Source organism: Pseudomonas sp. IT-P74 (assembly GCF_949768175.1).
Lineage (GTDB): Bacteria > Pseudomonadota > Gammaproteobacteria > Pseudomonadales > Pseudomonadaceae > Aquipseudomonas.
This window is the reverse complement of record NZ_CATKQD010000033.1, coordinates 244731-270232: the sequence shown is the minus strand read 5'-3', so window position 1 is coordinate 270232 and position 25502 is coordinate 244731. Positions and strand designations below refer to the sequence as shown.

The following is a 25502-nucleotide window of genomic DNA, read 5'->3' as shown; positions in this document are numbered from 1 at the left end:
GAGCCGTTATGACTTCTTGTAGTTTGAAGGTAGTTCAATCAAACCAAAGTGCCATGAATTTAAAGAAAACCCTTGATACAAAGTCTGGATTCAAGCAGGCGGGCGAGGGGGGCGGGCAAAGTCGCGGCACAGTGCGGTTGCCTGAAGCCGGCGGGTTGCGCTGAAGGCCATAAACAAAAAAGGCCCGCATGCTCAAGCATGCGGGCCTTTGGCATCATTGATCGAAGATCAGTGCTTGCTGTCCTGGTTCGACAGCGCCAGCAGCTGCTTTTCCTGGTTCCAGTCGAAAGGTTCGTCGTTCTGTTCGGCTTCGAAGCGACGCTCTTCCAGTGCCTGATACAGGTCGATTTCTTCATCGGACAAGTAGTGCAGGCAGTCGCCGGCGAAATACCACAGCAGATCCCGTGGAATCAGGTGGGCGATTTGCGGATAACGGGAAATGACTTGAGTCAGGATGTCCTGGCCCAGGTATTGGCTTTCGATCGGCTCGATCGGCAGTGACGCGAGCAGTTCGTCGAAGCGCTCGAGGAACAAGGCATGGCTTTCTTCGGGAACCTGCTCGGCCTCACCTACGGCGACCAGGATGCTGCGCAGGTGGTCGAGTAAAACGAGATGATCGGCAACGATGTTGGACACGAGATAAGTCCTCAAGAGCAAAACGGGCGCGGGAGTATAAAGCCCTCACGCCCGTTTTTACATGCTTGAAGGGATCAGCGGACTTTTCCCTTGGCCAGTGCCAAAGCCTTTTGGTCAAAGTCATCGACATCGATCACCTTGCGCCGGGCCGCCTCGGCTTCACGCAGGGTTTGGGCTTCCACCGGCTGCAATACACCTGCCTCGAGGGCGGCATCGATCACCGACTCACCGGCCACCGGTTTGACCTGGCCACTCTTGAGCGCCACATGCAGTTTTTTCTGCAGCGGCTGTGCAGCGCTCAACAGATTGCAGGCGTGTTGCAATGCGCCGACCGGATCGTCGCTCGCTTGCGGGCGGTAGCAACCCAGGAGCACTTCCTCCAGTGCCGGGTCGCCCTTGGCGCGGCCAATCACCCCGGCGACTTCGGCACCGAGTTTGTCCGATGGCCCTTTGTGCCGGCGACCGAACGGGAACACGATCACTCGCAACAGACAGCCGACGATTTTGTTCGGGAAATTATTCAACAACTCATCCATGGCCCGTTCCGCCTGGCCCAGGCTTTCTTCCATGGCCCAGGTCAGCAGAGGTTCCATGTACTGCGGTGAATCGAGGTCGTTGTAGCGCTTGAGCGCGGCCGAGGCCAGGTAAAGGTTGCTCAGTACGTCGCCCAGCCGTGCGGACAGGCGTTCGCGGCGTTTCAGTGCACCGCCCAGCAACATCATGCTGAGGTCGGCGAGCAGGGCGAATGCGGCGGCCTGACGGTTGAGGGCGCGGAAGTAACCCTGGCTGAGTTTGTCGCCCGGGGTGTGCTCCAGGTGCCCGAAACCGAGATTGAGCACCAGCGTACTGGCGGCGTTGCCCACGGCAAAACCGATGTGCTTGAGCAGCAGGCCATCGAACTCTCTGAGCGCCTGATCCTTGTCTTCACGGCCGACGAGGGCCATTTCCTTGAGCACGAAGGGATGGCAGCGAATTGCGCCCTGGCCGAAGATCATCAGGTTGCGCGAGAGAATGTTCGCACCTTCGACGGTGATGAAAATCGGCGCGCAGTTCCATTTGCGGCCGAGGTAATTGTTCGGCCCCATGATGATCGCCTTGCCGCCGTGCACATCCATGGCATCGCTGATGCAGTCGCGGGCGCGCTCGGTCAGGTGGTACTTGAGAATTGCCGACAGCACCGACGGTTTCTCGCCCAGATCGACCGCATTGGCGGTCAGCATGCGGGCGGCGTCCATCATCCAGGCGTTGCCGCCAATGCGGGCCATGGCTTCCTGGATGCCTTCGAACGCGGCAATCGGCACATTGAACTGCTCGCGAACCTGAGCGTATTGGCCCGTGACCAGGCTGGTGAACTTGGCCATGCCGGTACCCACCGCCGGCAGGGAAATCGAACGCCCGACCGACAGGCAATTCATCAGCATCATCCAGCCTTTGCCGAGCATCTCCTGGCCGCCGATGAGGAAGTCCAGCGGAACGAACACGTCCTTGCCCGAGTTCGGGCCGTTCATGAACGCGGCGCCCAACGGCAGATGCCGGCGGCCGATCTCGACGCCGGCGATGTTAGTCGGAATCAGCGCCAGGCTGATGCCCAGGTCTTCGTTGTCGCCCAGCAGGTGATCAGGATCGTAGGCCTTGAAGGCCAGGCCGAGGAGGGTGGCCACCGGGCCGAGGGTGATGTAGCGCTTCTCCCAGTTCAGGCGCAGGCCGAGGACTTCCTGGCCCTCCCATTCACCTTTGCAGATCACCCCGGAGTCCGGCATGCCGCCGGCGTCGGAGCCGGCCAGCGGCCCGGTCAGGGCAAAGCACGGGATGTCATCGCCGCGTGCCAGGCGTGGCAGGTAGTGATTGCGTTGTTCATCGGTGCCGTAGTGCAGCAACAGTTCGGCCGGGCCGAGGGAGTTGGGGACCATCACGGTGGAGGCGAGGTCGCCGCTATGGCTCGCCAGTTTCATCGCCACTTGCGAGTGGGCGTAGGCGGAGAAGCCCTTGCCGCCAAACTCCTTGGGGATGATCAGGGCGAAAAAGCCGTTGTCCTTGATGAAGGTCCAGACGTCGGGCGGCAGATCCATGGATTGACTGAGCTGCCACTCATTGACCATGGTGCAGAGTGTTTCGGTCGGCCCGTCGATGAAAGCCTGTTCCTCTTCATTCAATTGCGCTTTGGGATAGGACAGCAGTTTGCTCCAGTCCGGACGGCCACTGAACAGTTCGCCGTCCCACCAGACCGTGCCGGCTTCAATGGCATCGCGTTCGGTTTGCGACATCGGCGGCAGGGTTTTCTGGAACCAGTTGAACATCGGCGCGCTGAACAATTTGCGGCGCAGGTCGGGCAGCAGCAAAGGCGCGGCGACGGCGGCAATCAAGATCCAGAAAACCAATAGCAACCAGCCAGGCGCACGGCTGAAAGCGCCCATGGCCACGACATAGACGGCCACGATGACCAAGGCGGGCAGCGGGGCGATGCGGCGGTGGGCCAAATAAGCAATTCCGACCAGCAGAACCAGTATCCACAACAGCAGCATATTCATTCCTCCGTGAAACCAGGGCGAACCAGCCCACAGAGCTTAGACGGCATCCGCGAAACAGGCTGGTCGGAGCGATGTGATTGGAATCGTGGGAAAAGCGTTTATTGAACGAGCGGCAAAGCGCCCATGTTTGGCCGAAACGTCGTTATCTCTGTGCTGACGCGCTCGCTAGACTCGGGGCTTCCTCTGGAGATTATTCTCATGCACGAGTATCTGAGTCCCGGCCGCTTCATCGATAGTGACCATCCGTCCGTGATGGAGTTCGCCGAAAAGCACCGTGGTGCCAGTCGCGATCCGCTGGAGCAGGCGATCAGTCTCTATTACGCCGTGCGCGAAGCGGTGCGCTACAACCCCTACACATTCAGTCGCGATCCGCAGACCCTGCGCGGCAGTCATGCGCTGGCGACCGGGGAGAGTTACTGCGTGCCCAAGGCCACGCTTTTGGCCGGTGCAGCGCGGCATTGCGGGATTCCCGCGCGGATCGGCCTGGCGGATGTGCGCAATCATCTGTCGACGCCACGGCTGCTTGAATTGCTCAAGAGCGACATGTTCGCCATGCACGGCTACACCGAGTTTTATCTGCAGGATCGCTGGGTCAAGGCGACACCAGCGTTCAACCGCAAACTCTGCGATCTGTTCAATGTGGCGCCGCTGGAATTCGACGGGATCAACGACAGTGTTTTTCATCCCTTCAACCGCGATGGCGAGAAGCTGATGGAGTATCTCGTCGATCACGGCCAGTTCGCCGACGTACCTGAAGCGTTCTTTTTCGAACACCTGGAAAAATGCTATCCGCACCTGTTCGGTGAGCAACAGCAACCGTTGCTGGGCGACATGCAGAGCGATTTGAGTCGCGGCTGATCCGGCGTATGCTGCCTGCCCACTTACCGAAAAAGAGGCGGTCATGCTGAAGATCTGGGGTCGGAAAAACTCGTCGAATGTCAGAAAGCCATTGTGGGCCGCCGAAGAACTTGGACTGGCCTACGAGGCGATCGATGCCGGTGGCGCCTTTGGTGTTGTCGACACGCCCGAATACCGCGCCATGAATCCCAATGGTCGCGTGCCTGTCATTGAAGACGACGGTTTTGTGTTGTGGGAATCCAACGCCATCGTGCGTTACCTGATGGCCTTGCATGCCGACGGCACGGCCTGGTACCCGAACAATCTCAAGGCTCGCGCTACTGCCGACAAGTGGATGGACTGGACCACCTCAAGCTTTGCCGGCCCGTTCCGTACGGTGTTCTGGGGCGTGCTGCGTACCCCGGCAGACCAACAGGACTGGCCTGCCATCAAGGCGGCGATCAAGGAATGCGAGACGTTGCTGGCAATGGCCGATCAGGCGTTGGCGAACAAGCCCTACCTGTCCGGAGACGAGATCGGCATGGGCGATGTTCCCTTGGGCAGTTTCATTTATGCCTGGTTCGAGATGCCGATCGAACGTGCGCCGCAACCGCATCTGGAAGCCTGGTACGCGCGGTTGAAACAGCGTCCGGCGTATCAAAAGGCGGTCATGACCGCGTTGACTTAATACTCACTATCGACACGCTTGACTGTACTTGTGTGGCGGCGACAAGCACCATTGTGCCAGGTCGCTGCGGTTGTATTGTTCGCCGCCGCCCATACTTACTCCTTTCTTCCCTTCTTGGTGCGTAAATCAGATATGAGTTCCGCTCTGTCCATCCGGCAGCTAACCAAAACCTACGGCAACGGTTTCCAGGCCCTGAGTGGTATCGATCTGGATGTCGCCGAAGGTGACTTTTTCGCTTTGCTCGGCCCCAACGGCGCCGGCAAATCCACGACCATCGGCATCCTCTCGACCCTGGTGAACAAGACCAGCGGCACGGTGAATATCTTCGGTCACGACCTGGACAGGAATCCTGCGCAGCTCAAGCGCTCCATCGGCGTGGTGCCTCAGGAATTCAACTTCAACCAGTTCGAAAAGACCTTCGACATCGTTGTGACCCAGGCCGGCTACTACGGCATCCCGGCGAAAATCGCCAAGGAACGCGCCGAGCAGTACCTGACCCAGCTCGGCCTGTGGGACAAGAAGGACGTGCCGTCGCGCTCATTGTCCGGCGGCATGAAGCGTCGCCTGATGATCGCCCGCGCGCTGGTTCATGAACCGCGTCTGCTGATCCTCGACGAACCGACCGCCGGGGTGGACATCGAACTGCGTCGCTCGATGTGGAGTTTCCTCACCGAGCTGAACCAGAAAGGCATCACCATCATCCTCACTACCCACTACCTGGAAGAGGCTGAACAGCTGTGCCGCAACATCGGCATCATCGACCACGGCATCATCGTCGAGAACACCAGCATGAAGCAGTTGCTCAGCCAATTGCATGTGGAAACGTTCCTGCTGGATATGAAGAACACGTTGCAAGTGGCGCCTCAGTTGCTCGGCTACCCGTCCCGGCTGATCGACGGCCACACCCTGGAAGTCCAGGTGGACAAGTCCATGGGCATCACCGCGCTGTTCACTCAGTTGGCGCAGCAGAACATCGAAGTGCTGAGCCTGCGTAACAAAACCAATCGCCTCGAGGAGTTGTTCGTGTCCCTGGTGGAGAAAAATCTGTCGAAGGTGGCGGTATGAGTTCCGAGCTGCGCCCCAACCTCGTTGCCCTCAACACCATCGTTTACCGTGAAGTCCGGCGTTTCACCCGGATCTGGCCGCAGACCCTGCTGCCACCCGCGATCACCATGGTTTTGTACTTCGTGATCTTCGGTAATCTGATCGGTCGGCAGATCGGCGACATGGGTGGCTTCACTTACATGGAGTACATCGTGCCGGGGCTGATCATGATGTCGGTGATCACCAACTCCTACGGCAACGTGGTGTCGAGTTTCTTCGGCAGCAAGTTCCAGCGGTCCATTGAAGAACTGATGGTCTCGCCGCTGTCGCCGCACACCATTCTGATCGGCTACACCCTGGGCGGTGTGCTGCGCGGGTTGATGGTGGGGATCATCGTGACCCTGCTGTCGCTGTTCTTCACCCACTTGCAGGTGCATCACCTGGGCGTGACCATTCTGGTGGTGGTGCTGACCGCGACGATCTTCTCGCTGCTGGGCTTCATCAACGCCGTGTTTGCCCGCAACTTCGATGACATTTCGATCATTCCGACTTTCGTGCTGACGCCACTGACCTACCTGGGCGGGGTCTTCTACTCGATCACCTTGCTGCCGCCGTTCTGGCAGACCGTGTCCCTGGCCAACCCGGTGTTGCACATGGTCAACGCGTTCCGCTACGGCATCCTGGGCGTTTCGGATATCCGCATCAGCGTGGCCATCGCCTTCATGCTGGTGGCGACCGTGGTGCTGTATCTCGGTAGTGCGCGGTTGCTGGTAAGTGGCCGCGGGATGCGTACCTGACCCGCAGCAAACCCTTGTAGGAGCGAGCCTGCTCGCGATAGCTTTAGTTCAGACACCGCAAAAAAACGGCCTCCCAAGTGGAGGCCGTTTTGCATGCTCACATCCGGCTCTTCTTGCGCCGCTTCCACTGCCTGGCCACCCACCAGCGCCAATACATCATGACCAGAAAGTAGGCCAATGCACCGAGTGCCAGCCCCGTCACCACCGAGCCCAGCAGAAATGGTTGCCACAAGGTCGAGATTTCGCCCCTGATCCATTCCCAGGTCAGCGAGTCCGGCAACGTCCGGGCAGGGACATCCATCAGCCAGGCGCCAGTCTGGTATGTGCAAAAGAACACGGCCGGCATGGTAATCGGGTTGGTCAGCCAGACCAGGCTCACGGCAATCGGCATGTTGCCGCGCACGATGATGGCGAGGATTGCCGCCAGCAGCATCTGCAGCGGGATCGGCAGGAAAGCGGCGAACAGGCCCACCGCCATGGCGCGGGCAACGGAGTGGCGGTTGAGGTGCCACAGGTTCGGGTCATGCAGCAGCGTGCCGAGAAAGCGTAAGGATTTGTGTTCCCTGATGCTCATCGGGTCTGGCATGTAGCGTTTGAATAATCGCCGGGGCATAAGGCTTCTCGGTCGGTCAAGGCGGCAAGTATGTCTGGATTCCATGAACTGCCCATTCAGACTTTGTGACAATTGATAACGACGCCCACGCGACGGGTGGGCTAAGCCTTGCAAGGGACTTTCAAGGACGGGCTTATGCGCACAGGGATGATGGCGCTGGCGTTGGGTCTGTTGACCTTGCGTTTTTTACCGGCATTACCGCCTGTCTGGTTGTGGTTGGCGATGCCGGTGGCGGGTTTGATGTTGCTGCCGTTCAGGACTTTTCCGGTGGCGTTTTACTTGTTCGGCTTGAGTTGGGCCTGCGTGAATGCGCAGTGGGCGCTCGATGACCGGTTACCGCCGGCGCTGGACGGAGAAACTCGCTGGGTCGAAGGGCGGGTTACGGGCTTGCCCCGGCATGACGATGGTGTCGTGCGATTCGAATTGACCGATATCCAGTCCCGACGTACCCGGCTGCCGCGGCAAATGCGTCTGGCCTGGTATGGCGGGCCGCCGGTGAACAGCGGCGAGCGCTGGCGTCTGGCAGTCAAGTTGAAGCGCCCGGTCGGGCTCCTCAATCCGCAGGCCTTCGACTACCAGGCCTGGTTGCTGGCGCAACGCATCGGGGCCACCGGGACAATCAAGCAGGGCGAACGCCTTGCGCCAGCGCGATGGGCCTGGCGCGATGCAATCCGTCAGCGTTTGCTGGCGGTGGATGCCCAAGGGCGAAACGGTGCGCTGACGGCATTGGTGCTCGGGGACGGTGCCGGGTTGAGTCGCGAAGACTGGCAGGTATTGCAGGACACCGGCACGGTGCATCTGTTGGTGATTTCCGGGCAGCACATCGGGTTGCTGGCGGGCGTCGTGTATCTGCTGATCGCCGGCCTGGCCCGCTTCGGGTTATGGCCGAACCGTCTGCCATGGTTGCCCTGGGCGTGTGGCCTGGCATTCGCCGCTGCGCTCGGTTACGGGATGCTGGCCGGTTTCGAGGTGCCGGTGCGGCGGGCCTGCCTGATGATCGCAATGGTGTTGTTGTGGCGTCTGCGGTTCCGTCATCTCGGTGCATGGTGGCCACTGTTGTTGGCACTCAACGGCATTTTGCTGCTGGAGCCGCTGGCGAGTCTCCAGCCTGGTTTTTGGCTGTCTTTCGCGGCCGTCGCAGTCTTGATACTGACCTTCGGCGGACGTTTGGGGCCGTGGCGTTGGTGGCAGACCTGGACCCGTGCCCAGTGGCTGATTGCAATCGGATTGTGTCCGTTGTTACTGACACTGGGGTTGCCGATCAGTCTCAGCGGGCCGCTGGCCAATTTGTTCGCGGTGCCCTGGATCAGTCTGGTGGTCCTGCCACCGGCATTGCTCGGGACGCTGTTGTTGCCGGTGCCATACGTGGGTGAGAAATTGCTGTGGCTGGCGGGCGGCCTGATCGAATGGTGGTTCAGGGCGTTGGGGGTCGTCTCCGGTCAGGTTCCCGCGTGGGTGCCCGCGGCGGTCCCGCTATGGGCCTGGATAATCGGTGCCATTGGTGCTTTTTTGCTATTGCTGCCGCGAGGCTTGCCGATGCGCCCGTTAGGCTGGCCCATGCTGTTGATGCTGGTTTTTTCGCCCAGGCCGTTGTTGCAGGAGGGCAGGGCCGAAGTCTGGCAACTGGACGTGGGGCAGGGCCTGGCGATCCTGGTGCGCACTCGGCATCACACGTTGCTGTATGACGCCGGACCGCGTTTCGGTGAGCTCGACCAAGGGGAACGAGTGGTGTTGCCGGCATTGCGCAAACTGGGAGTGAAGGGGCTCGACATGATGCTGATCAGCCACGCCCATGCCGATCATGCCGGCGGTGCCCCGGCGGTTGCCAGGGGCTTGCCGGTGAAGCAGGTGGTCAGTGGTGAACCGTCAGACTTGCCTGCGCAATTGCAGGCCGGGAGCTGTGAGAGCGGTCGGCAATGGACCTGGGATGAAGTCGATTTTCAGCTCTGGCACTGGCCGTTGGCCGGCGACAGCAACCAGAATTCATGTGTCTTGTTGATCGAGGCCAATGGCGAACGGTTGCTGTTGAGTGGCGACATCGATGCCGCCGCCGAGAGAGCCCTGCTGGACAGCCCGCTGGCCGTGCCCACCGATTGGCTGCAGGCGCCACACCACGGCAGTCGCAGTTCGTCGTCCAATGCACTATTGGATGTTCTGCAACCCAAAGGTGCGCTGATTTCCCGCGGGCAGGGCAATTCGTTTGGCCATCCGCATGCGATGGTCATCGCGCGTTATCAAAAACGTGGAATGGCGATCTACGACAGCGTCGAACAGGGTGCCATTCGTCTGCAACTGGGACGCTTCGAGCCGCCGTGGTCAATGCGCCAGGAACGGCGTTTCTGGCGTGATCCGCCGCCCTCGAGCCCATAATCGAGCCTTATCAAGGCCCGACCGGTTGCGACATCACGGTTTTCGGTGCTTCAACCCCCTATGTTAGAGTGGCGCACTTTTTCGAGGGGGCTGTCACTGTGTGGGAATTGGTCAAATCCGGCGGCTGGATGATGTTGCCGATCATTTTGAGTTCCATCGCGGCCATGGCGATCGTTGCCGAACGTCTGTGGACCCTGCGGGCCAGCCGCGTGACCCCTGAGCATTTGCTCGGGCAGGTCTGGGTCTGGATCAAGGACAAGAAACTCAACAAAGACAGACTCAAGGAACTGCGCGCCAACTCGCCGCTGGGTGAAATCCTCGCCGCGGGCCTTGCCAACTCCAAGCATGGTCGCGAGATCATGAAAGAGTGCATCGAAGAGGCGGCCGCGCGAGTCATCCACGATCTGGAACGTTACATCAATGCCCTCGGCACCATTGCTGCCATGGCCCCGTTGCTGGGCTTGCTCGGTACCGTGCTGGGCATGATCGATATTTTCAGCGCGTTTACCGGCAATGGCATGACCACCAACGCTTCGGTGCTGGCCGGTGGTATTTCCAAGGCCCTGATCACCACGGCTGCCGGTTTGATGGTCGGTATCCCGGCGGTATTCTTCCATCGATTCCTGCAACGCCGGATCGATGAGCTGGTGGTAGGGATGGAGCAGGAAGCGATCAAACTGGTCGAGGTAGTGCAGGGCGACCGCGACGTGGACCTGGCCGAGGGCAAAGCGTGAAATTCCGCCGCAAACCACGGGAAACGGTGGACATCAACCTCGCGTCGCTGATCGACGTGGTGTTTATCCTGCTGCTGTTTTTTGTCGTGACCACCACCTTCACCCGTGAAACCCAGTTGCGCGTCGATCTGCCGGAAGCCGTCAGCGGCGCGCCGGCCGACGATCAGAGCAAACCTTTGGACATCGCCATCAGCGCCGACGGCGTGTTCTCGGTGAACAACCAGATTTTGCCGAAAAGTGACCTGGCGTCGCTGATGGACGCGCTGCAAAAAGCAGCCAACGGCGACACCAGCCGACCGCTGTCCATCAGCGCTGACGGCAAGACTGCGCATCAGTCCGTGGTGACGGCCATGGATGCGGCCGGCAAACTCGGCTTCAGTCATTTGCGCATGACCACCATCGAGGCGGCGCCCCCGGCGCCCTGATGGCCATGTCCGATCGATTGCTCGCCGCGTGGTACGCAGGTCATCCGGCCCTGAAGCTGTTGCAGCCATTGGAATGGCTGTACCGGCGCGTGGTCATGAACAAGCGCAAGCGCTTTCTGGCGGGTGAGGGCGAGATCTATCAGCCGCCGGTGCCGCTGATCGTGGTCGGCAACATCACTGTGGGTGGTACCGGCAAGACACCGCTGATTCTGTGGATGATCGAGCACTGCCAGCGCAGCGGCCTGCGGGTCGGCGTGGTCAGCCGGGGTTACGGCGCCAAACCGCCGCAGTTGCCGTGGCGGGTCGAGGCCGAGCAGAGCGCCGACATCGCCGGTGACGAGCCGTTGCTGATCGTCCAGCGCACGGGCGTGCCGCTGATGATCGACCCCAATCGCAGCAACGCCGTCAAAGCCTTGCTGGCCAGAGAGTCGCTGGACCTGATCCTGTCCGACGACGGCATGCAGCACTACCGCCTGGCCCGCGACCTGGAACTGGTGCTGATCGACGCCGCCCGAGGCCTGGGCAATCGCCGTTGCCTGCCCGCCGGGCCATTGCGTGAACCGGTCGAGCGCCTGCAAAGCGTCGACGCGGTGCTCTACAACGGTGCCACGGTCGACCGCGAGGGCGGTTTTGCCTTCCAGTTGCAACCCATCGCGCTGGTCAACCTGCGCAGCGGCGAACGGCGTCCCCTCGACCACTTTGGCGCAGGCCAGTCTGTGCACGCGGTGGCCGGCATCGGCAATCCGCAACGTTTCTTCAAGACCCTCGAAACGCTACACTGGCAGCCGGTTCCACATGCGTTTGCCGACCACGCCGAATACAGCGTGCAGGCGTTGAATTTCACGCCGTCATTGCCGTTGGTGATGACGGAAAAGGACGCGGTGAAATGCCGTGCCTTTGCCGCCGCCGACTGGTGGTACCTGGCGGTCGATGCCGTGCCGTCGCCGGCCTTCGTGGCCTGGTTCGACACACAGCTGATGCGCCTGCTGCCGGCTCGTTTGTTGCCTTAACTCCGTTTTTTCAGGGAATGCTCATGGACACCAAATTGCTCGATATCCTCGCTTGCCCGGTCTGCAAAGGCCCGCTCAAGCTCAGCGCCGACAAGACCGAGCTGATCAGCAAGGGTGCAGGCCTGGCCTACCCGATTCGCGACGGCATCCCGGTGATGCTCGAATCCGAAGCGCGCACCCTGACCACCGACGAGCGCCTGGATAAATGACCACAGCCTTTACCGTCGTCATTCCATCGCGTTACGCCTCCACCCGCCTGCCGGGCAAGCCGATGCTGCTGATCGCCGGCAAGCCGATGATCCAGCACGTCTGGGAACAGGCGAGCAAAAGCAGCGCCGAGCGGGTAGTGGTGGCCACCGACGACGCGCGCATCGTCGAGGCCTGCAAAGGCTTTGGCGCCGAAGTGGTGTTGACCCGTGAAGATCACAACTCCGGTACCGATCGCCTGGCCGAAGTCGCGATGAAGCTGGGCCTGGCGCCCGACGCCATCGTGGTCAACGTCCAGGGCGACGAGCCGCTGATCCCGCCGAGCGTGATCGATCAGGTCGCCGCCAATCTGGCGGCCCACGCCGAAGCGCGCATGGCCACCCTGGCCGAGCCGATCGAAGACGCGGCCACCCTGTTCAATCCCAACGTGGTCAAGGTCGTCAGCGACCTCAATGGCCTGGCGCTGACGTTCAGCCGTTCTACCTTGCCCTGGGCGCGGGATGCCTTCGCCGTGAACCCTGAGCAGTTGCCCGAAGGTGTGCCGTACCGCCGCCATATCGGCATCTATGCCTACCGCGCCGGTTTCCTGCAGGACTTCGTCAGCTGGGGCCCATGCTGGCTGGAAAACACCGAGTGCCTGGAACAGCTGCGTGCCCTGTGGCATGGCGTGCGGATCCACGTGGCCGACGCACTGATCGCGCCGCCCGCCGGCGTCGATACCGTTGAAGACCTTGAGCGCGTTCGTCGCCTGCTGGAGGCGTGATGCGGGTTCTGTTTGTCTGCCTGGGCAACATCTGCCGTTCACCCACGGCCGAAGGCGTGCTGCGGCATAAGCTGCGCGAGGCTGGCCTGGCCGATCAGGTTGAAGTGGCTTCCGCCGGCACCGGCGACTGGCATGTCGGCAAGGCGCCGGACAAGCGCAGTCAGGCCGCGGCAAAGCTGCGCGGTTATGACTTGTCCGCCCAGCGCGCCCAACAGGTCAGCCGTGCCGATTTCGCCACCTACGACCTGATCCTGGCGATGGACAACGGCAACCTGCGCAACCTCAAGGCCTTGCAGCCAGCCAAGGGCAAGGCCGAACTCGACCTGTTCCTGCGTCGTTATCAGTCGGAAATCGACGAGGTCCCGGATCCGTATTACGACGGCGATCAGGGTTTCGAGCAGGTGCTGGATTTGATCGAACGCGCCAGTGATTTGCTGGTGATCGAATTGAAGGGACGGTTATGAGTTTGCAGGTTCAATCGCAGGTTTCGCTCAAGCCGTTCAACAGCTTTGGCGTGGATGTCCAGGCCCGGCTGTTCGCCGAGGCCCATAGCGACGCCGATGTGCGCGAAGCCCTGGCCTATGGGCTGGAACACGAGGTCCCGGTGCTGGTGATCGGCGGTGGCAGCAATCTGCTGCTGACGGCGGATATCGATTCACTGGTGCTGCGCATGGCCACGCGCGGGATTCGCGTGCTGAGCGATGAGGGTGGTAACGTGGTGATCGAGGCCGAGGCGGGTGAGCCGTGGCACCCATTTGTACAACACACACTGTCCATGGGGTTGTCCGGTCTGGAAAACCTCAGCCTGATTCCCGGCACTGTCGGCGCTGCGCCAATGCAGAACATTGGTGCTTATGGTGTCGAGATCAAAGATGTTTTCGCCGGTTTGACCGCCCTTGATCGCCAGACCGGCGAATTGCGCGACTTCACACTGCAAGAGTGCAACTTCGCTTACCGCGACAGCCTGTTCAAGCAGGAGCCGGGGCGTTGGTTGATCCTGCGTGTGCGTTTCGCCCTCGACCGCGCCGCGCATCTGCATCTGGAGTACGGCCCGGTGCGTCAGCGCCTGACCGAACAGGGCATCGAGCATCCGACCGCCAGCGATGTCAGCCAGGCCATTTGCAGCATCCGCAACGAAAAACTTCCGGACCCGGCCGTACTCGGCAATGCCGGCAGCTTCTTCAAGAACCCTTTGGTGTCGGCGGCGCTGGCTGCACGACTCAAGGGCGAATACCCCGACCTGGTGGCCTATGCGCAACCCGACGGGCAGATGAAACTGGCCGCCGGTTGGCTGATCGAGCGGGCAGGGTGGAAAGGTTTCCGTGAGGCCGATGCTGGCGTGCATAGATTGCAGGCGCTGGTGCTGGTCAACTATGGCGGCGCGACGGGCCTGCAATTGCTGAATCTGGCACAACGCATCCAGAAAGACATTTTCGAGCGTTTCCATGTCGATCTGGAAATGGAGCCGAACCGCTATTGAGCTAAGCTTTCGAGACGGATCAAGCCCTGCACAATGTTTATTGTGCAGGGCTTTTTTGTTAATGCTCGGTTAACTTAGTCAGCTAACGATGCACACTCTTGCTCCACCAAAGGCCCGGTGCAGACCGTTTGCGTCCGCACAAGAGAGCCTATTAGCCTGAGTCGATCTGCGTGCGACCCTACGTCGCAAAGCCTGAGATCCAGCGGCAGATTGCTCGACCCCATAACTCAAGACCTATGCGGGCGTGCCCATGATTACCCTGAAACTCAATGGTCAAGACCATCAACTCGACGTCACCGAGGACATGCCGCTGCTCTGGGCGATCCGCGACGTGGCCGGTTACAACGGCACCAAATTCGGCTGTGGCATGGGCCTGTGCGGCGCCTGCACCATTCATATCGAAGGGGCCCCGGCACGCAGTTGCATCACGCCCATCGGTTCAGTCGTCGGGCAGAATGTCAGCACCATCGACAACCTGCATGCCGACCCGATCGGCAAAGTCGTGCAGCAAGCCTGGCTCGACACGGCAGTGGCCCAATGCGGTTTCTGCCAGGGCGGGCAAATCATGTCGGCGACGGCGCTGCTCAAGACCAACCCGAACCCGAGCGACGAGCAGATCGAAGAAGCCATGGTCGGCAACATCTGCCGTTGCGGCACCTACAACCGCATCAAGACCGCGATCCGCCAGGCTTCCACTCACCTGAAGGAGGCTAAGGCATGAGCCGGTTACCGAATGATTTCGCCCTGAGTAATCTCAGTCGCCGTGGTTTTCTCAAGGGCGTGGGGGCGACCGGTGCGCTGGTGGTCGCCGCGAGTTGGGGCTGGCAGGACGCGTTTGCCGAAGAGAAAGAGAAGAAGTTCGGCGCCGACGGCATGCCTCACGGCTGGGTTGACGATCCGAAAGTCTATGTGAGCATTGCCGCCGATGGCACGGTCACCGTGATCTGCAACCGTTCGGAAATGGGCCAGGGCGTACGCACCAGCCTGACCATGGTGGTGGCCGATGAACTGGAAGCCGACTGGGCGATGGTCAAGGTGCAGCAGGCCCCTGGCGATGAAGTACGCTTCGGCAATCAGGACACCGACGGCTCGCGCAGCATGCGTCACTGGTATGAGCCGATGCGCCGTTGCGGTGCCGCTGCGCGAACCATGCTCGAACAGGCCGCCGCCGCACAATGGAAAGTGCCGGTCGGTGAGTGTCACGCGAAACTGCACAAAGTCGTCCATGAGCCTTCAGGCCGCGAGCTCGGATATGGCGCTCTGGCTTCCGCCGCAAGCGCCTTGCCGGTTCCGGCCCGCGACAGCCTGAAACTCAAGGAACCCGCGCAATTCCGTTACATCGGCAAGGAAGGCACCAAGGCCATCGACGGTGAAGACATCGTCAACGGTCGTGCGGTGTACGGTGCCGACGTGCATTTCGACGGCATGCTGTACGCGACCATTGCAAGGCCCGCGGTGTATGGCGGCAAGGTCAAAAGCTTCGATGGCAGCGCGGCGATGAAAGTCCCTGGCGTGGTCAAGGTGCTGCAGATCGAAAGCCGGCCTTTGCCTTCGGAGTTCCAACCCCTGGGCGGCATCGCCGTGGTGGCGAACAATACCTGGGCGGCGATCAAGGGCCGCGAGGCTCTGAAAATCGAGTGGGACGACGGCCCCAACGCCAGCTACGACTCGATTGCCTATCGCAAGGAACTCGAAGCCGCCTCGCTCAAACCCGGCAAAGTGGTGCGCAATACCGGTAACATCGATCAGGCCTTGGCCAGCGCCGATAGCACCCTGGAAGCCTCCTACTACTTGCCGCATCTGTCACAGTCACCGATGGAGCCGATGGTCGCCATTGCGCGATTCAAGGACGGTGCGTGTGAAGCCTGGGGGCCAAGCCAGGCGCCGCAGGTCAGCCGGGAGCGAATCGGCGAGCGTCTGGGCCTGCCGTTCGACAAGGTCACGTTCAACGTGACCCTGCTCGGTGGCGGATTCGGGCGCAAGTCCAAGCCTGACTTCATCATCGAGGCCGCCGTCCTCGCCAAGGAATTTCCCGGAAAAGCAGTGCGGGTGCAATGGACCCGTGAAGACGACATCCACTGTTCCTACTTCCATACCGTGTCGGCCGAATACCTCAAGGCCAGCCTGAACAAGGATGGCCTGCCGTCCGGCTGGTTGCACCGTACGGTGGCGCCGAGCATCACCGCGTTGTTTGCGCCGGGCATGAACCATGAGGCGGCGTTCGAGCTGGGCATGGGCTTCACCAACATGGCCTATGCGATCCCCAACATTCGCCTGGAGAACCCCGAGGCAACGGTGCATACCCGGGTGGGTTGGTATCGCTCGGTGTCGAACATTCCCCATGGCTTCGCGATCCAGAGCTTTATCGATGAACTGGCGCACAAGGCCGGGCAGGATCCGCTGAAGTACCAGATCAGATTGCTCGGCCCGGACCGTCAGATCGATCCGCGCACCTTGAGTGAAGAGTGGAACTACGGCGAATCCCCCGAGCGTTATCCGATCGATACCGCGCGCCTGCGCACGGTACTGGAGACCGCCGCCAAAGCTGCCGGTTGGGGGCGTGAGTTGCCCAAGGGGCGCGGCCTGGGCCTGGCGGTGCATTACAGCTTCGTGACCTATGTGGCGGCGGTGATCGAAGTTGAGGTCAAGGACGACGGTACGCTGGTGGTGCACAAGGCCGACATTGCTGTCGATTGCGGTCCGCAGATCAACCCCGAGCGGATTCGCGCGCAGTTCGAGGGCGCCTGCGTCATGGGTCTGGGTAATGCGGTGCTGGGGGAAATCAGCTTCAAGGACGGCAAGGTCCAGCAGGATAACTTCCACATGTACGAAGTGGCGCGCATGTCCCTGGCGCCGAAAGAAGTGGCGGTGCATCTGGTGACGCCGCCGGGCAACGTACCATTGGGCGGTGTGGGTGAACCGGGCGTACCACCGATTGCGCCGGCACTGTGCAATGCGATCTTTGCTGCCACCGGCAAACGCATCCGCAATCTGCCGGTTCGTTATCAGCTGTCGGGCTGGCAGAAGGCAGGCGCCTGATGGACAGCGCTGATCTGAACGTGCTGCGCAGCGTGTTGCAATGGCATCGCGCCGGTCAGCGGGTGGTGTTGTACAGCGTGGTCGAAACCTGGGGCACCGCGCCCCGGGCACCCGGCGCCATGCTGGCTCTGCGTGAAGACGGCATGGTGATTGGTTCGGTCTCGGGTGGGTGTGTCGAAGATGACTTGATCGCCCGGCTGCACGACGGGCGCCTCGCACTTGACGGCCCACCGGTGCAACTGATCACGTACGGCGTGACCCGCGAGGAGGCCGCACGTTTCGGCTTGCCCTGCGGTGGCACCTTGCGCTTGACCGAGGAGCGTATCGACGATGGGGGTTGGGTCGAGCATTTGCTCGCCCGTTGCGAGGCCCATGAAATCGTTGCCCGTGAACTGAACCTGACCACCGGCAAAGTGCTTTTGCTGCCGGCCAGTAAAACTGACGTGTTGACGTTCGACGGACAGACCTTGCGGGCGATCTATGGCCCGCGCTGGCGCTTGCTGCTGATCGGCGCGGGGCAGTTGTCGCGCTTTGTGGCGGAAATGGCCCGGCTGCTGGATTTCGAGGTGCTGATTTGCGATCCGCGCAGCGAATTCGTCTACGGCTGGGAGGAGCAGCACGGACGGTTCGTTTCGGGCATGCCGGATGAGGCGGTATTGAACATTCAGACCGATGAACGCACGGCGATCGTGGCCTTGACCCATGATCCGCGCCTTGATGACATGGCGCTGCTCACGGCTCTGGACTCCAGGGCTTTTTACGTCGGGGCGCTGGGATCGCGAGTCAACAGCCAGAAACGTCGGGAAAACCTGGCTCAACTGGGCTTGTCGCAAGCGGCGATTGACCGCTTGCATGGTCCGATCGGTTTGCACATCGGCAGTCATAATCCGGCGGAAATTGCCTTGTCGCTCATGGCGGAAATCGTGGCGGTCAAAAACGGCATCGAACTGAAGCAGAAGAAAGCCGTGCGGGAGAGCGTATGAGCGAGTCCATTGGCGTCATCGTGTTGGCAGCGGGGCAGGGCAGCCGGTTTCGCCAGGTAGCAGGTGCTGACAAGGATAAATTGGTGGCCGATTGCATCGGGCGTGACGGCGTGGTGCGGTCCGTCATCGAGCATACGTTGGTCAACCTGCCGGCGACGCTGGGCAAACGCGTATTGGTGACCACTGCCGACCGCCCGCAGGTGATTCGCATGGCTCAGGCCTATGGCTGCGAGATTGAACTGATCGAATCGACGGGAATGGGTGACAGCATTGCCGCAGGAGTCGCTGCCTGCAAGCAGCTTGATGGCTGGCTGATGGTGCTGGGGGATATGCCGTTCATCCTGCCATACAGTATCGAGCAAGTGGCGGCGGGTATTGGCGATGACCGTATCAGCGTGCCCGTGCAGGGCGGTGAGTATGGGCATCCGGTCGGGTTCGGACGGGACTTCGCGGCGGGGTTGACGGCATTGTCGGGGGATCGCGGTGCCAAACCGCTGTTTGCCCAAGGGCGGGTGGTTGAGGTGGCAGTAGCGGATCCCGGTGTGTTGTGGGATGTGGATGTGCCGCAGGCATTGATCTTTAGCCCCGCATAGATCTACAGATCAACCTGGATCCCCTGTAGGCGCGAGCCTGCTCGCGATAGCGATCTGGCATCCAACAGAGATGCAATCTGATCCACCGCCATCGCGAGCAGGCTCGCTCCTACAATGGATTGTTGTGAAGTCCGGATATAAAAAAGCCCCGCCTGGGATCACCAGGCGGGGCTTTTTAGTGGCCGATGGAATCAGACGAGAGGTTTAGTCTCGTGCTCTTTTTCCTCGGCTTGCTCTACCGCTTCCTGAACGGAGCGCGGTGCTTCGTGGATCACCGACTCAGCCGGCTCGGCAGCCGCCTCAGGGGCAGGAGCTGCCTCAACCACTTCAGCAGCAACCGGTGCAGGCTCGGCAGCGACAACCGCTTGAGCTGGAGCCGCAGCGGCAGCCAGTTCAGCTTCCTTCTGCAGACGCTCGGCTTCACGCTTGCGACGACGCACTTCACGCGGGTCGTTAGGCGCACGGCCACTTGGCGTCAGGGCGCTGGCAGGAGTTTCGACTACCGGAGCTGGTGCCTCGGCAACGACCGGAGCTTCAACGACTGGCGCTGGGGCCGGTTCCGCGGCGGTAACCACCGGCTCGGAAACCATGGCTTCAGCCACTTGGGCTTCAGCGGCAGGTGCAGCGGCTTCAGCGACGGCTGGCTCGGCAACCCAGTTGAATGCGGTTTGTTCTTCGCGAATTTCACGCACGGTTTCAGTCACGGTCTCAACAACCGCTTCTGCAGCCTCAGCAGGTGCTTCTACCACTGGCGCTGGCTCGGCAGCCGCTTCAACAGCAGGCTGAGCTTCCGGCGCAGACGCCACTTCGATTTCCGGCGAGGCGGTGACTTCGACCGGTGTGGTCGCTTCAACGACTGGCGCTTCGACCGGAGCCGGTTCCAGGGTCGCGGCAGTGGCGCGTTCGGCTTGCACGTTGGCCTCAGCTTCGGCTGGAGCGCTGATCACGCTGCTGGCAACGGCTGCGGTGACAGCCAGGCCGGCGGCCAGATCGGCAGTGCTTGGCGCTTCAGCGTTTTCGCCGGACTCGGATTCTTCCGAACCTTCGATCACGTTGCCGTTGGCGTCACGCTGACGCTCGCGACGGTTGCTGCGACGACGCTGACCACGGGAGCGGCGGCGTGGACGATCGCCTTCGGCGCCTTCCTGGCCGTCTTCCTGCAGTTGCTCTTCGTTGGTGACCAGTTCTTCTTCGGTTGCGGCTGCGGCAGCTTGTTCGGCACGTGGCTGACGTTCTTCACGCGGTGGGCGTGGAGCGCGTTCTTCACGCGGCTGGCGAGCTGGACGCTCTTCAGCGGTGGCAGCGGCGGCCGGAGCAGCCGGAGCAGTCGGAGCTGCATCCAGTGGCTCGCGCAGTTCACGAACGCGCTCTTCACGCTCGCCACGTGGCTTGCGATCTTCACGCGGAGCGCGCGGTGCACGTTCTTCACGAGGCGCGCGTGGTGCGCGTTCTTCGCGGGCTACTGCCGGCGTTTCTTCGCGGGTTTCGCGAGGCTCGCGCACTTCACGTGGCTGACGCTCTTCACGCGGCTCGCGTGGTGCGCGTTCTTCACGCGGTGCACGCTCTTCGCGAGGCTTGCGCTCTTCATCGCGGCGACCGTTACGGTTGCGGCTCTGCTGGCGACCGTTGCGACGCTCTTCGTTGCGGGCCGGACGCTCGGTGGTCGCAGGTTTTTCAACCACAACCGGAGCTACAGGCTCTTCCTTGGTGGCGAACAGGCTCACCAGCGACTTCACCAGGCCTTTGAACAGGCTTGGCTCAGGCACTGCAACCGGAGCAGGAGCCGGAGCGGTCACTTCGGTCGGCACCGGAGCGTTGGCGCGGGCCGGGGCCGTCTTGACCGCGGCTTCCTGGCGAACCAGGGTGCGGGTCGCGGCGGCTGGCTGGACTTCCTCGACTTCGGCAGCGGCAGCGGCGATTTCGTAGCTGGACTGGTTGGTCGCGGCTTCCGGGCTGTCATCACGCAGGCGCTGCACTTCGAAGTGCGGAGTTTCGAGGTGATCGTTCGGCAGGATGACGATGCGGGCGCGGGTGCGCAGTTCGATCTTGGTGATCGAGTTGCGCTTTTCGTTGAGCAGGAAAGCGGCCACCGGGATCGGCACTTGTGCACGAACTTCGGCGGTACGGTCTTTCAGGGCTTCTTCTTCGATCAGGCGCAGGATCGCCAGGGACAGCGATTCAACGTCACGGATGATGCCGGTGCCGTTGCAACGCGGGCAGACGATGCCGCTGCTTTCGCCCAGGGAAGGACGCAGGCGCTGACGGGACATTTCCAGCAGGCCGAAGCGCGAGATGCGACCGACTTGCACGCGGGCGCGGTCGGCTTCCAGGCATTCGCGGACTTTCTCTTCCACGGCGCGCTGGTTCTTGGCAGGGGTCATGTCGATGAAGTCGATGACGATCAGACCGCCGATGTCGCGCAGGCGCAACTGACGGGCGATTTCCTCGGCCGCTTCAAGGTTGGTTTGCAGCGCGGTTTCTTCGATGTCGCTGCCTTTGGTGGCGCGCGCCGAGTTGATGTCGATGGACACCAGGGCCTCGGTCGGATCGATAACGATGGAGCCGCCGGAAGGCAGTTCGACAACGCGCTGGAAGGCGGTTTCGATCTGGCTTTCGATCTGGAAGCGGTTGAACAGCGGAACGCTGTCTTCGTACAGCTTGATCTTGCTGGCGTACTGCGGCATCACCTGGCGGATGAAGGTCAGGGCTTCGTCCTGGGCTTCAACGCTGTCGATCAGCACTTCGCCGATGTCCTGGCGCAGGTAGTCGCGGATCGCGCGGATGATCACGTTGCTTTCCTGGTAGATCAGGAACGGTGCGGAACGATCCAGCGAGGCTTCTTTGATGGCGGTCCAGAGTTGCAGCAGGTAGTCGAGGTCCCACTGCATTTCTTCGCTGCTGCGGCCAAGGCCGGCAGTGCGCACGATCAGACCCATGTCGGCCGGGGCAACCAGGCCGTTCAGGGCTTCACGCAGTTCGTTGCGCTCTTCACCTTCGATGCGACGGGAAATACCGCCGGCACGCGGGTTGTTCGGCATCAGCACCAGGTAACGACCGGCCAGGCTGATGAAGGTGGTCAGGGCGGCGCCCTTGTTGCCACGTTCTTCTTTTTCGACCTGAACGATGACTTCCTGGCCTTCGCTCAGGACGTCCTTGATGTTGACGCGGCCTTCCGGGGCTTTCTTGAAGTATTCGCGGGAGATTTCTTTGAGGGGCAGGAAGCCGTGGCGCTCAGAGCCGAAATCGACAAAGGCAGCCTCGAGGCTTGGTTCGATGCGAGTAATCCGGCCTTTATAGATGTTGGCCTTCTTCTGCTCGCGTGCACCGGATTCGATGTCCAGGTCGTAGAGGCGCTGGCCATCTACCAGTGCAACACGCAACTCTTCGGGTTGAGTTGCGTTAATCAGCATTCTTTTCATGTAGTACCGTCGGTTTCCGGGCTGCCGGAAACGGCGTTCGGCACACACGACTTCTCACGGTCGGTGTCAGGTGCGTCGGGAGTGGTTGGCCATTTCCCGTGTCCAGCGAAGTCCGGCCAATGTGGGCCTTCATCGCGACGTACGCGTCCTGCTTGCTGTGGCTACTTAAGCACTCAGTCAGGAGGAGGAATCAACCAGCGGCTGTGGACGAGATGAAGCGTCTTGAGAAAGCCTGTTGCTACACAGTCCGGCGGTTGTGCATCTCCACCCTACACGTATCCCTGATAATTCGGGTGCTGCCGCGCGCAGAATCCGCAGCGGGTTGGCATTTACCGTGAGCTCCGAAAGGGGAGGTCACGCATCATGGCTAATTTAGGCGTTGTTTCCGATGCCTTCGCTCGGGGTCATTCGCAGCTGACTGCACTTTGTGAACTGGCCGTGAATATGGCGCGCAAAACGAGTGGAAAACTCTGTTTTGTGGCGTGATTCAGGCCTCATGTCACCTGCGCTCGTTACACCTGCAAACTCCACCGTTACGTAGCGAAAGCCCCGTAGGACGGCCTCGCGTCCTGGTGAATTGCGTTGGTCAGGGCCGGTTTTTGACCGTTGGTCCGCTGTCCAGGCCGCTTTTGGCGACGTTCGCGACTATAGCAGCAATGATTAAGTGCTTCAATTCCATAAAAAATTGTTATCATCCGCGCCATGACGACGACTACCCTCCCGACTCCAAGCGTACAACTGCTTGAGGTCTCGCCGGAATATGCCGGCCAGCGCATTGATAATTTCCTTCTCGCCCGACTCAAAGGCGTGCCCAAGACCTTGATTTACCGCATTTTGCGCAAGGGCGAAGTGCGCGTGAACAAAGGTCGGATCAAGCCCGAGTACAAGCTGCAGGCGGGCGATATCGTGCGCGTACCGCCGGTTCGTGTGCCTGAGCGCGACGAGCCGGTACCACTGGCTCAAGGCCTGCTGCAGCGACTCGAAGCCTCGATTGTCTTCGAAGACAAGGCGCTGATCGTGATCAACAAGCCTTGCGGCATCGCCGTTCACGGCGGCAGCGGCTTGAATTACGGAGTGATCGAAGCCTTTCGTCAGTTGCGCCCCGATTGCAAGGAGCTCGAACTGGTTCATCGTCTCGACCGTGATACGTCCGGCCTGTTGATGATCGCCAAGAAGCGCAGCATGCTGCGTCACTTGCACACGGCCTTGCGCGGCGATGGCGTCGATAAGCGTTATATGGCGCTGGTTCGCGGTAACTGGGCGTCCTCGATCAAGCAAGTCCGGGCGTCGCTCGGCAAGAGCAATCTGCGCTCCGGCGAGCGTATGGTCGAGGTCGACGAGGAGGAGGGCAAGGAGTCTGTGACCGTGTTCAAGGTCCTGCGGCGTTTTGGCGACTTTGCCACCTTGATCGAAGCCAAGCCGATCACCGGTCGCACCCACCAGATTCGCGTCCATACCTTGCACGCCGGTCACTGCATTGCCGGTGACACCAAGTACGGCGATGACGATTTCAGTAAGGAAATTCGCGATCTGGGTGGCAAGCGCCTGTTCCTGCACGCCTACATGCTGACCGTGCCACTCCCCGATGGCGGTGAACTGAAGCTGCAAGCGCCGGTCGACGAGATGTGGGCCAAAACCGTGGAGCGATTGAGTGCGCCCATCTGATTACAAGCTGCTGATCTTCGATTGGGACGGCACCTTGGCCGATTCCATTGGCCGGATTGTCGAGGCGATGCACGTCGCCTCCCGGCGTTCCGGCTTTGAGCTGTGCGATGACCTGGCTGTCAAGGGCATCATCGGCCTGGGTCTGCCGGAGGCGATCCGCACCCTGTACCCCGAAATCGGCGATGCCGAGCTGATCGCGTTCCGCGAGCACTACGCTGAGCATTACATTGCGTCGGAGGCTGTGCCTTCGCCGCTGTTCGAAGGTGTGGTCGAATCGCTCGAGGCATTTCGTGCCGAGGGCTATCATCTGGCTGTGGCGACCGGCAAGGCTCGTCGCGGGCTGGATCGGGTGTTGAAGTCCCATGGCTGGGAGAATTACTTCGATATCACTCGTGCCGCCGACGAGACCGCCAGCAAGCCCCATCCGCTGATGCTCGAACAAATTCTCGCCCATTGCGAGGTTCGCCCGGAACAGGCGTTGATGGTCGGCGATTCGTCCTTTGATTTGCAGATGGCGCGCAACGCCGGCATGGGCTCGGTGGCCGTCAGCTATGGCGCTCAAACGATCGATGCGTTGAAGTTGTATGAGCCGCGACTGGCCATCGATCGTTTTTCAGAATTGCATGCCTGGCTGAGTCAGCGGGCTTAACCGGTTGTTTGTGGGGTGGATGGCATGACCGACGAATGGAAGGCGCCCGCCAAGGCGAGCGCAGAGAGCGGTGACGACAGAAGCTGGAAGCTGCTGGAAAAGACGCTGCTGGCCGGTATACAGGAGCAGCGTCGGTCCCGTCGCTGGGGGATATTCTTCAAATTTCTGATTTTTGTGTATCTGTTCGGCGCAATTGCGCTGTTTTCGCCGCTGATGGATATGGAAAAGGCTGCGACCCTCAGTGCCAATTACACGGCGTTGATCGACGTGACAGGTGTGATTGCCGACAAGGAGTCGGCCAGCGCGGACAATATCGTTGGCAGTCTGCGCGCGGCTTTCGAGGACAAAAAGGTCAAGGGCGTCGTCCTGCGCATCAACAGCCCGGGCGGCAGTCCGGTGCAGTCGGGTTATGTCTATGACGAGATCCGTCGCCTGCGCGGCCTGCATCCGGACATCAAGCTCTATGCGGTCATTTCCGACTTGGGGGCTTCCGGTGCTTACTACATTGCCAGCGCGGCAGATCAGATCTACGCCGACAAGGCGAGCCTGGTCGGCTCCATTGGTGTGACGGCGGCCGGTTATGGTTTTGTCGGTACCATGGAGAAACTGGGCGTCGAGCGTCGCACCTACACTTCTGGCGAGCACAAGTCGTTCCTTGATCCGTTCCAGCCACAGAAGCCGGAAGAAACTGCCTTCTGGCAGGGCGTACTCGATACGACCCACAAGCAGTTCATCAATAGCGTCAAGCAGGGGCGCGGCGATCGCCTGAAGGATAAGGAGCATCCGGAGCTGTTCTCCGGCCTGGTCTGGTCCGGCGAGCAGGCGCTGCCGCTGGGGCTGATCGATGGGCTGGGTAATGCCAGTTCGGTTGCGCGGGATGTGATCGGCGAGAAAGAGCTGGTGGACTTCACCGTTCAGGAGTCGCCATTCGATCGCTTCTCGAAAAAGCTCGGTGCCAGCGTGGCTGAGCATTTGGCGATGTGGATGGGGTTTAGCGGTCCGTCGCTGCGCTGATTCTGAAA

Annotated in this window: 23 protein-coding genes; 19 read left to right on the top strand and 4 right to left on the bottom strand. The window is 61.1% G+C overall.

All coding sequences use genetic code 11. The features are described 5' to 3' along the window. Nucleotides 1–228 precede the first annotated feature (228 nt). Nucleotides 229–636 (bottom strand): PA2817 family protein, encoded by a 408-nt coding sequence (locus tag ACM6J5_RS17605; RefSeq protein ID WP_056727242.1) that lies wholly within the window; start codon nt 634–636, stop codon nt 229–231. Nucleotides 637–710: 74 nt separating this feature from the next. Next, nucleotides 711–3158, bottom strand: a complete 2448-nt coding sequence (locus tag ACM6J5_RS17600) for an acyl-CoA dehydrogenase (protein ID WP_150672624.1) — start codon at nt 3156–3158, stop codon at nt 711–713. 204 nt (nt 3159–3362) lie between these two features. Between ACM6J5_RS17600 and ACM6J5_RS17595 the strand changes: the two genes are divergently transcribed. From ACM6J5_RS17595 to ACM6J5_RS17580, 4 genes are all read left to right on the top strand, one after another. Beyond that, nucleotides 3363–4022, top strand: coding sequence for a transglutaminase-like domain-containing protein (locus tag ACM6J5_RS17595; RefSeq protein ID WP_414929049.1), 660 nt, complete (start codon nt 3363–3365; stop codon nt 4020–4022). A 43-nt stretch (nt 4023–4065) separates the two neighbouring features. After that, nucleotides 4066–4689 (top strand): glutathione S-transferase family protein, encoded by a 624-nt coding sequence (locus tag ACM6J5_RS17590; protein WP_095942616.1) that lies wholly within the window; start codon nt 4066–4068, stop codon nt 4687–4689. Between the two features lie 132 nt (nt 4690–4821). Then, entirely contained in the window at nt 4822–5754 is a 933-nt protein-coding gene (locus tag ACM6J5_RS17585; protein ID WP_095942615.1) for an ABC transporter ATP-binding protein, read from the top strand. Beyond that, nucleotides 5751–6530: an ABC transporter permease gene (locus ACM6J5_RS17580; protein WP_008054107.1), complete on the top strand. Its 780-nt coding sequence runs from the start codon at nt 5751–5753 to the stop codon at nt 6528–6530. Before ACM6J5_RS17585 ends, ACM6J5_RS17580 begins: the two co-directional genes overlap by 4 nt. Nucleotides 6531–6627: 97 nt before the next feature. Here the strand turns inward: ACM6J5_RS17580 and ACM6J5_RS17575 are convergent, their stop codons facing one another. Continuing rightward, nucleotides 6628–7143 carry a DUF2062 domain-containing protein gene (locus ACM6J5_RS17575; RefSeq protein ID WP_095942614.1) on the bottom strand — a complete coding sequence of 172 codons (516 nt, stop codon included), beginning with the start codon at nt 7141–7143 and terminating at the stop codon, nt 6628–6630. Between the two features lie 135 nt (nt 7144–7278). Here ACM6J5_RS17575 and ACM6J5_RS17570 point away from each other — a divergent pair, with 135 nt between their 5' ends. The 12 genes from ACM6J5_RS17570 (at nt 7279) to ACM6J5_RS17515 (ending at nt 18747) form a co-directional block, all read left to right on the top strand. Further along, entirely contained in the window at nt 7279–9513 is a 2235-nt protein-coding gene (locus ACM6J5_RS17570; protein ID WP_095942613.1) for a DNA internalization-related competence protein ComEC/Rec2, read from the top strand. Between the two features lie 98 nt (nt 9514–9611). After that, the gene (locus ACM6J5_RS17565; RefSeq protein WP_056855950.1) at nt 9612–10247 is read left to right on the top strand and encodes a MotA/TolQ/ExbB proton channel family protein; all 636 of its coding nucleotides are present in this window, start codon (nt 9612–9614) and stop codon (nt 10245–10247) included. Further along, the gene (locus tag ACM6J5_RS17560) at nt 10244–10672 is read left to right on the top strand and encodes an ExbD/TolR family protein (RefSeq protein WP_095942611.1); all 429 of its coding nucleotides are present in this window, start codon (nt 10244–10246) and stop codon (nt 10670–10672) included. Before ACM6J5_RS17565 ends, ACM6J5_RS17560 begins: the two co-directional genes overlap by 4 nt. Continuing rightward, nucleotides 10672–11682, top strand: a complete 1011-nt coding sequence (gene lpxK / locus ACM6J5_RS17555) for a tetraacyldisaccharide 4'-kinase (protein ID WP_414929048.1) — start codon at nt 10672–10674, stop codon at nt 11680–11682. The genes ACM6J5_RS17560 and lpxK overlap by 1 nt, the downstream gene beginning before the upstream one ends. Nucleotides 11683–11705: 23 nt before the next feature. Continuing rightward, nucleotides 11706–11891, top strand: a complete 186-nt coding sequence (locus tag ACM6J5_RS17550; protein ID WP_003179363.1) for a Trm112 family protein — start codon at nt 11706–11708, stop codon at nt 11889–11891. Continuing rightward, the gene (gene kdsB, locus ACM6J5_RS17545) at nt 11888–12652 is read left to right on the top strand and encodes a 3-deoxy-manno-octulosonate cytidylyltransferase (protein WP_095942609.1); all 765 of its coding nucleotides are present in this window, start codon (nt 11888–11890) and stop codon (nt 12650–12652) included. The genes ACM6J5_RS17550 and kdsB overlap by 4 nt, the downstream gene beginning before the upstream one ends. Next, nucleotides 12652–13116 carry a low molecular weight protein-tyrosine-phosphatase gene (locus tag ACM6J5_RS17540; protein WP_414929047.1) on the top strand — a complete coding sequence of 155 codons (465 nt, stop codon included), beginning with the start codon at nt 12652–12654 and terminating at the stop codon, nt 13114–13116. Before kdsB ends, ACM6J5_RS17540 begins: the two co-directional genes overlap by 1 nt. After that, on the top strand, nt 13113–14132 hold the full coding sequence (gene murB, locus ACM6J5_RS17535; RefSeq protein ID WP_414929046.1) for a UDP-N-acetylmuramate dehydrogenase: 1020 nt from the start codon (nt 13113–13115) through the stop codon (nt 14130–14132). Before ACM6J5_RS17540 ends, murB begins: the two co-directional genes overlap by 4 nt. Nucleotides 14133–14382: 250 nt before the next feature. Then, the gene (locus ACM6J5_RS17530) at nt 14383–14853 is read left to right on the top strand and encodes a (2Fe-2S)-binding protein (RefSeq protein WP_008046998.1); all 471 of its coding nucleotides are present in this window, start codon (nt 14383–14385) and stop codon (nt 14851–14853) included. Further along, a complete protein-coding gene (locus ACM6J5_RS17525) occupies nt 14850–17171 on the top strand; it encodes a xanthine dehydrogenase family protein molybdopterin-binding subunit (protein ID WP_150672629.1) in 2322 nt (773 codons plus the stop codon). The genes ACM6J5_RS17530 and ACM6J5_RS17525 overlap by 4 nt, the downstream gene beginning before the upstream one ends. Next, nucleotides 17171–18154, top strand: coding sequence for an XdhC family protein (locus ACM6J5_RS17520; RefSeq protein WP_414929045.1), 984 nt, complete (start codon nt 17171–17173; stop codon nt 18152–18154). The genes ACM6J5_RS17525 and ACM6J5_RS17520 overlap by 1 nt, the downstream gene beginning before the upstream one ends. Then, a complete protein-coding gene (locus tag ACM6J5_RS17515) occupies nt 18151–18747 on the top strand; it encodes a nucleotidyltransferase family protein (RefSeq protein ID WP_414929044.1) in 597 nt (198 codons plus the stop codon). The genes ACM6J5_RS17520 and ACM6J5_RS17515 overlap by 4 nt, the downstream gene beginning before the upstream one ends. Before the next feature lie 191 nt (nt 18748–18938). On the opposite strand, the gene rne is transcribed toward ACM6J5_RS17515, so the two are convergent. Next, nucleotides 18939–22166, bottom strand: a complete 3228-nt coding sequence (gene rne / locus ACM6J5_RS17510) for a ribonuclease E (protein WP_414929043.1) — start codon at nt 22164–22166, stop codon at nt 18939–18941. Between the two features lie 702 nt (nt 22167–22868). On the opposite strand from rne, the gene rluC reads away from it, so the two are divergent. Genes rluC through ACM6J5_RS17495 form a run of 3 tightly spaced genes read left to right on the top strand, consistent with a single transcriptional unit; the run spans nt 22869 to nt 25494 of the window. Continuing rightward, nucleotides 22869–23831 (top strand): 23S rRNA pseudouridine(955/2504/2580) synthase RluC, encoded by a 963-nt coding sequence (gene rluC / locus ACM6J5_RS17505; RefSeq protein WP_095942602.1) that lies wholly within the window; start codon nt 22869–22871, stop codon nt 23829–23831. Beyond that, a complete protein-coding gene (locus tag ACM6J5_RS17500) occupies nt 23818–24480 on the top strand; it encodes an HAD-IA family hydrolase (protein WP_414929042.1) in 663 nt (220 codons plus the stop codon). Before rluC ends, ACM6J5_RS17500 begins: the two co-directional genes overlap by 14 nt. A gap of 24 nt (nt 24481–24504) precedes the next feature. Further along, complete coding sequence (locus ACM6J5_RS17495; protein ID WP_150672633.1) at nt 24505–25494, top strand: S49 family peptidase; 990 nt, start codon at nt 24505–24507, stop codon at nt 25492–25494. Nucleotides 25495–25502 lie beyond the last annotated feature (8 nt).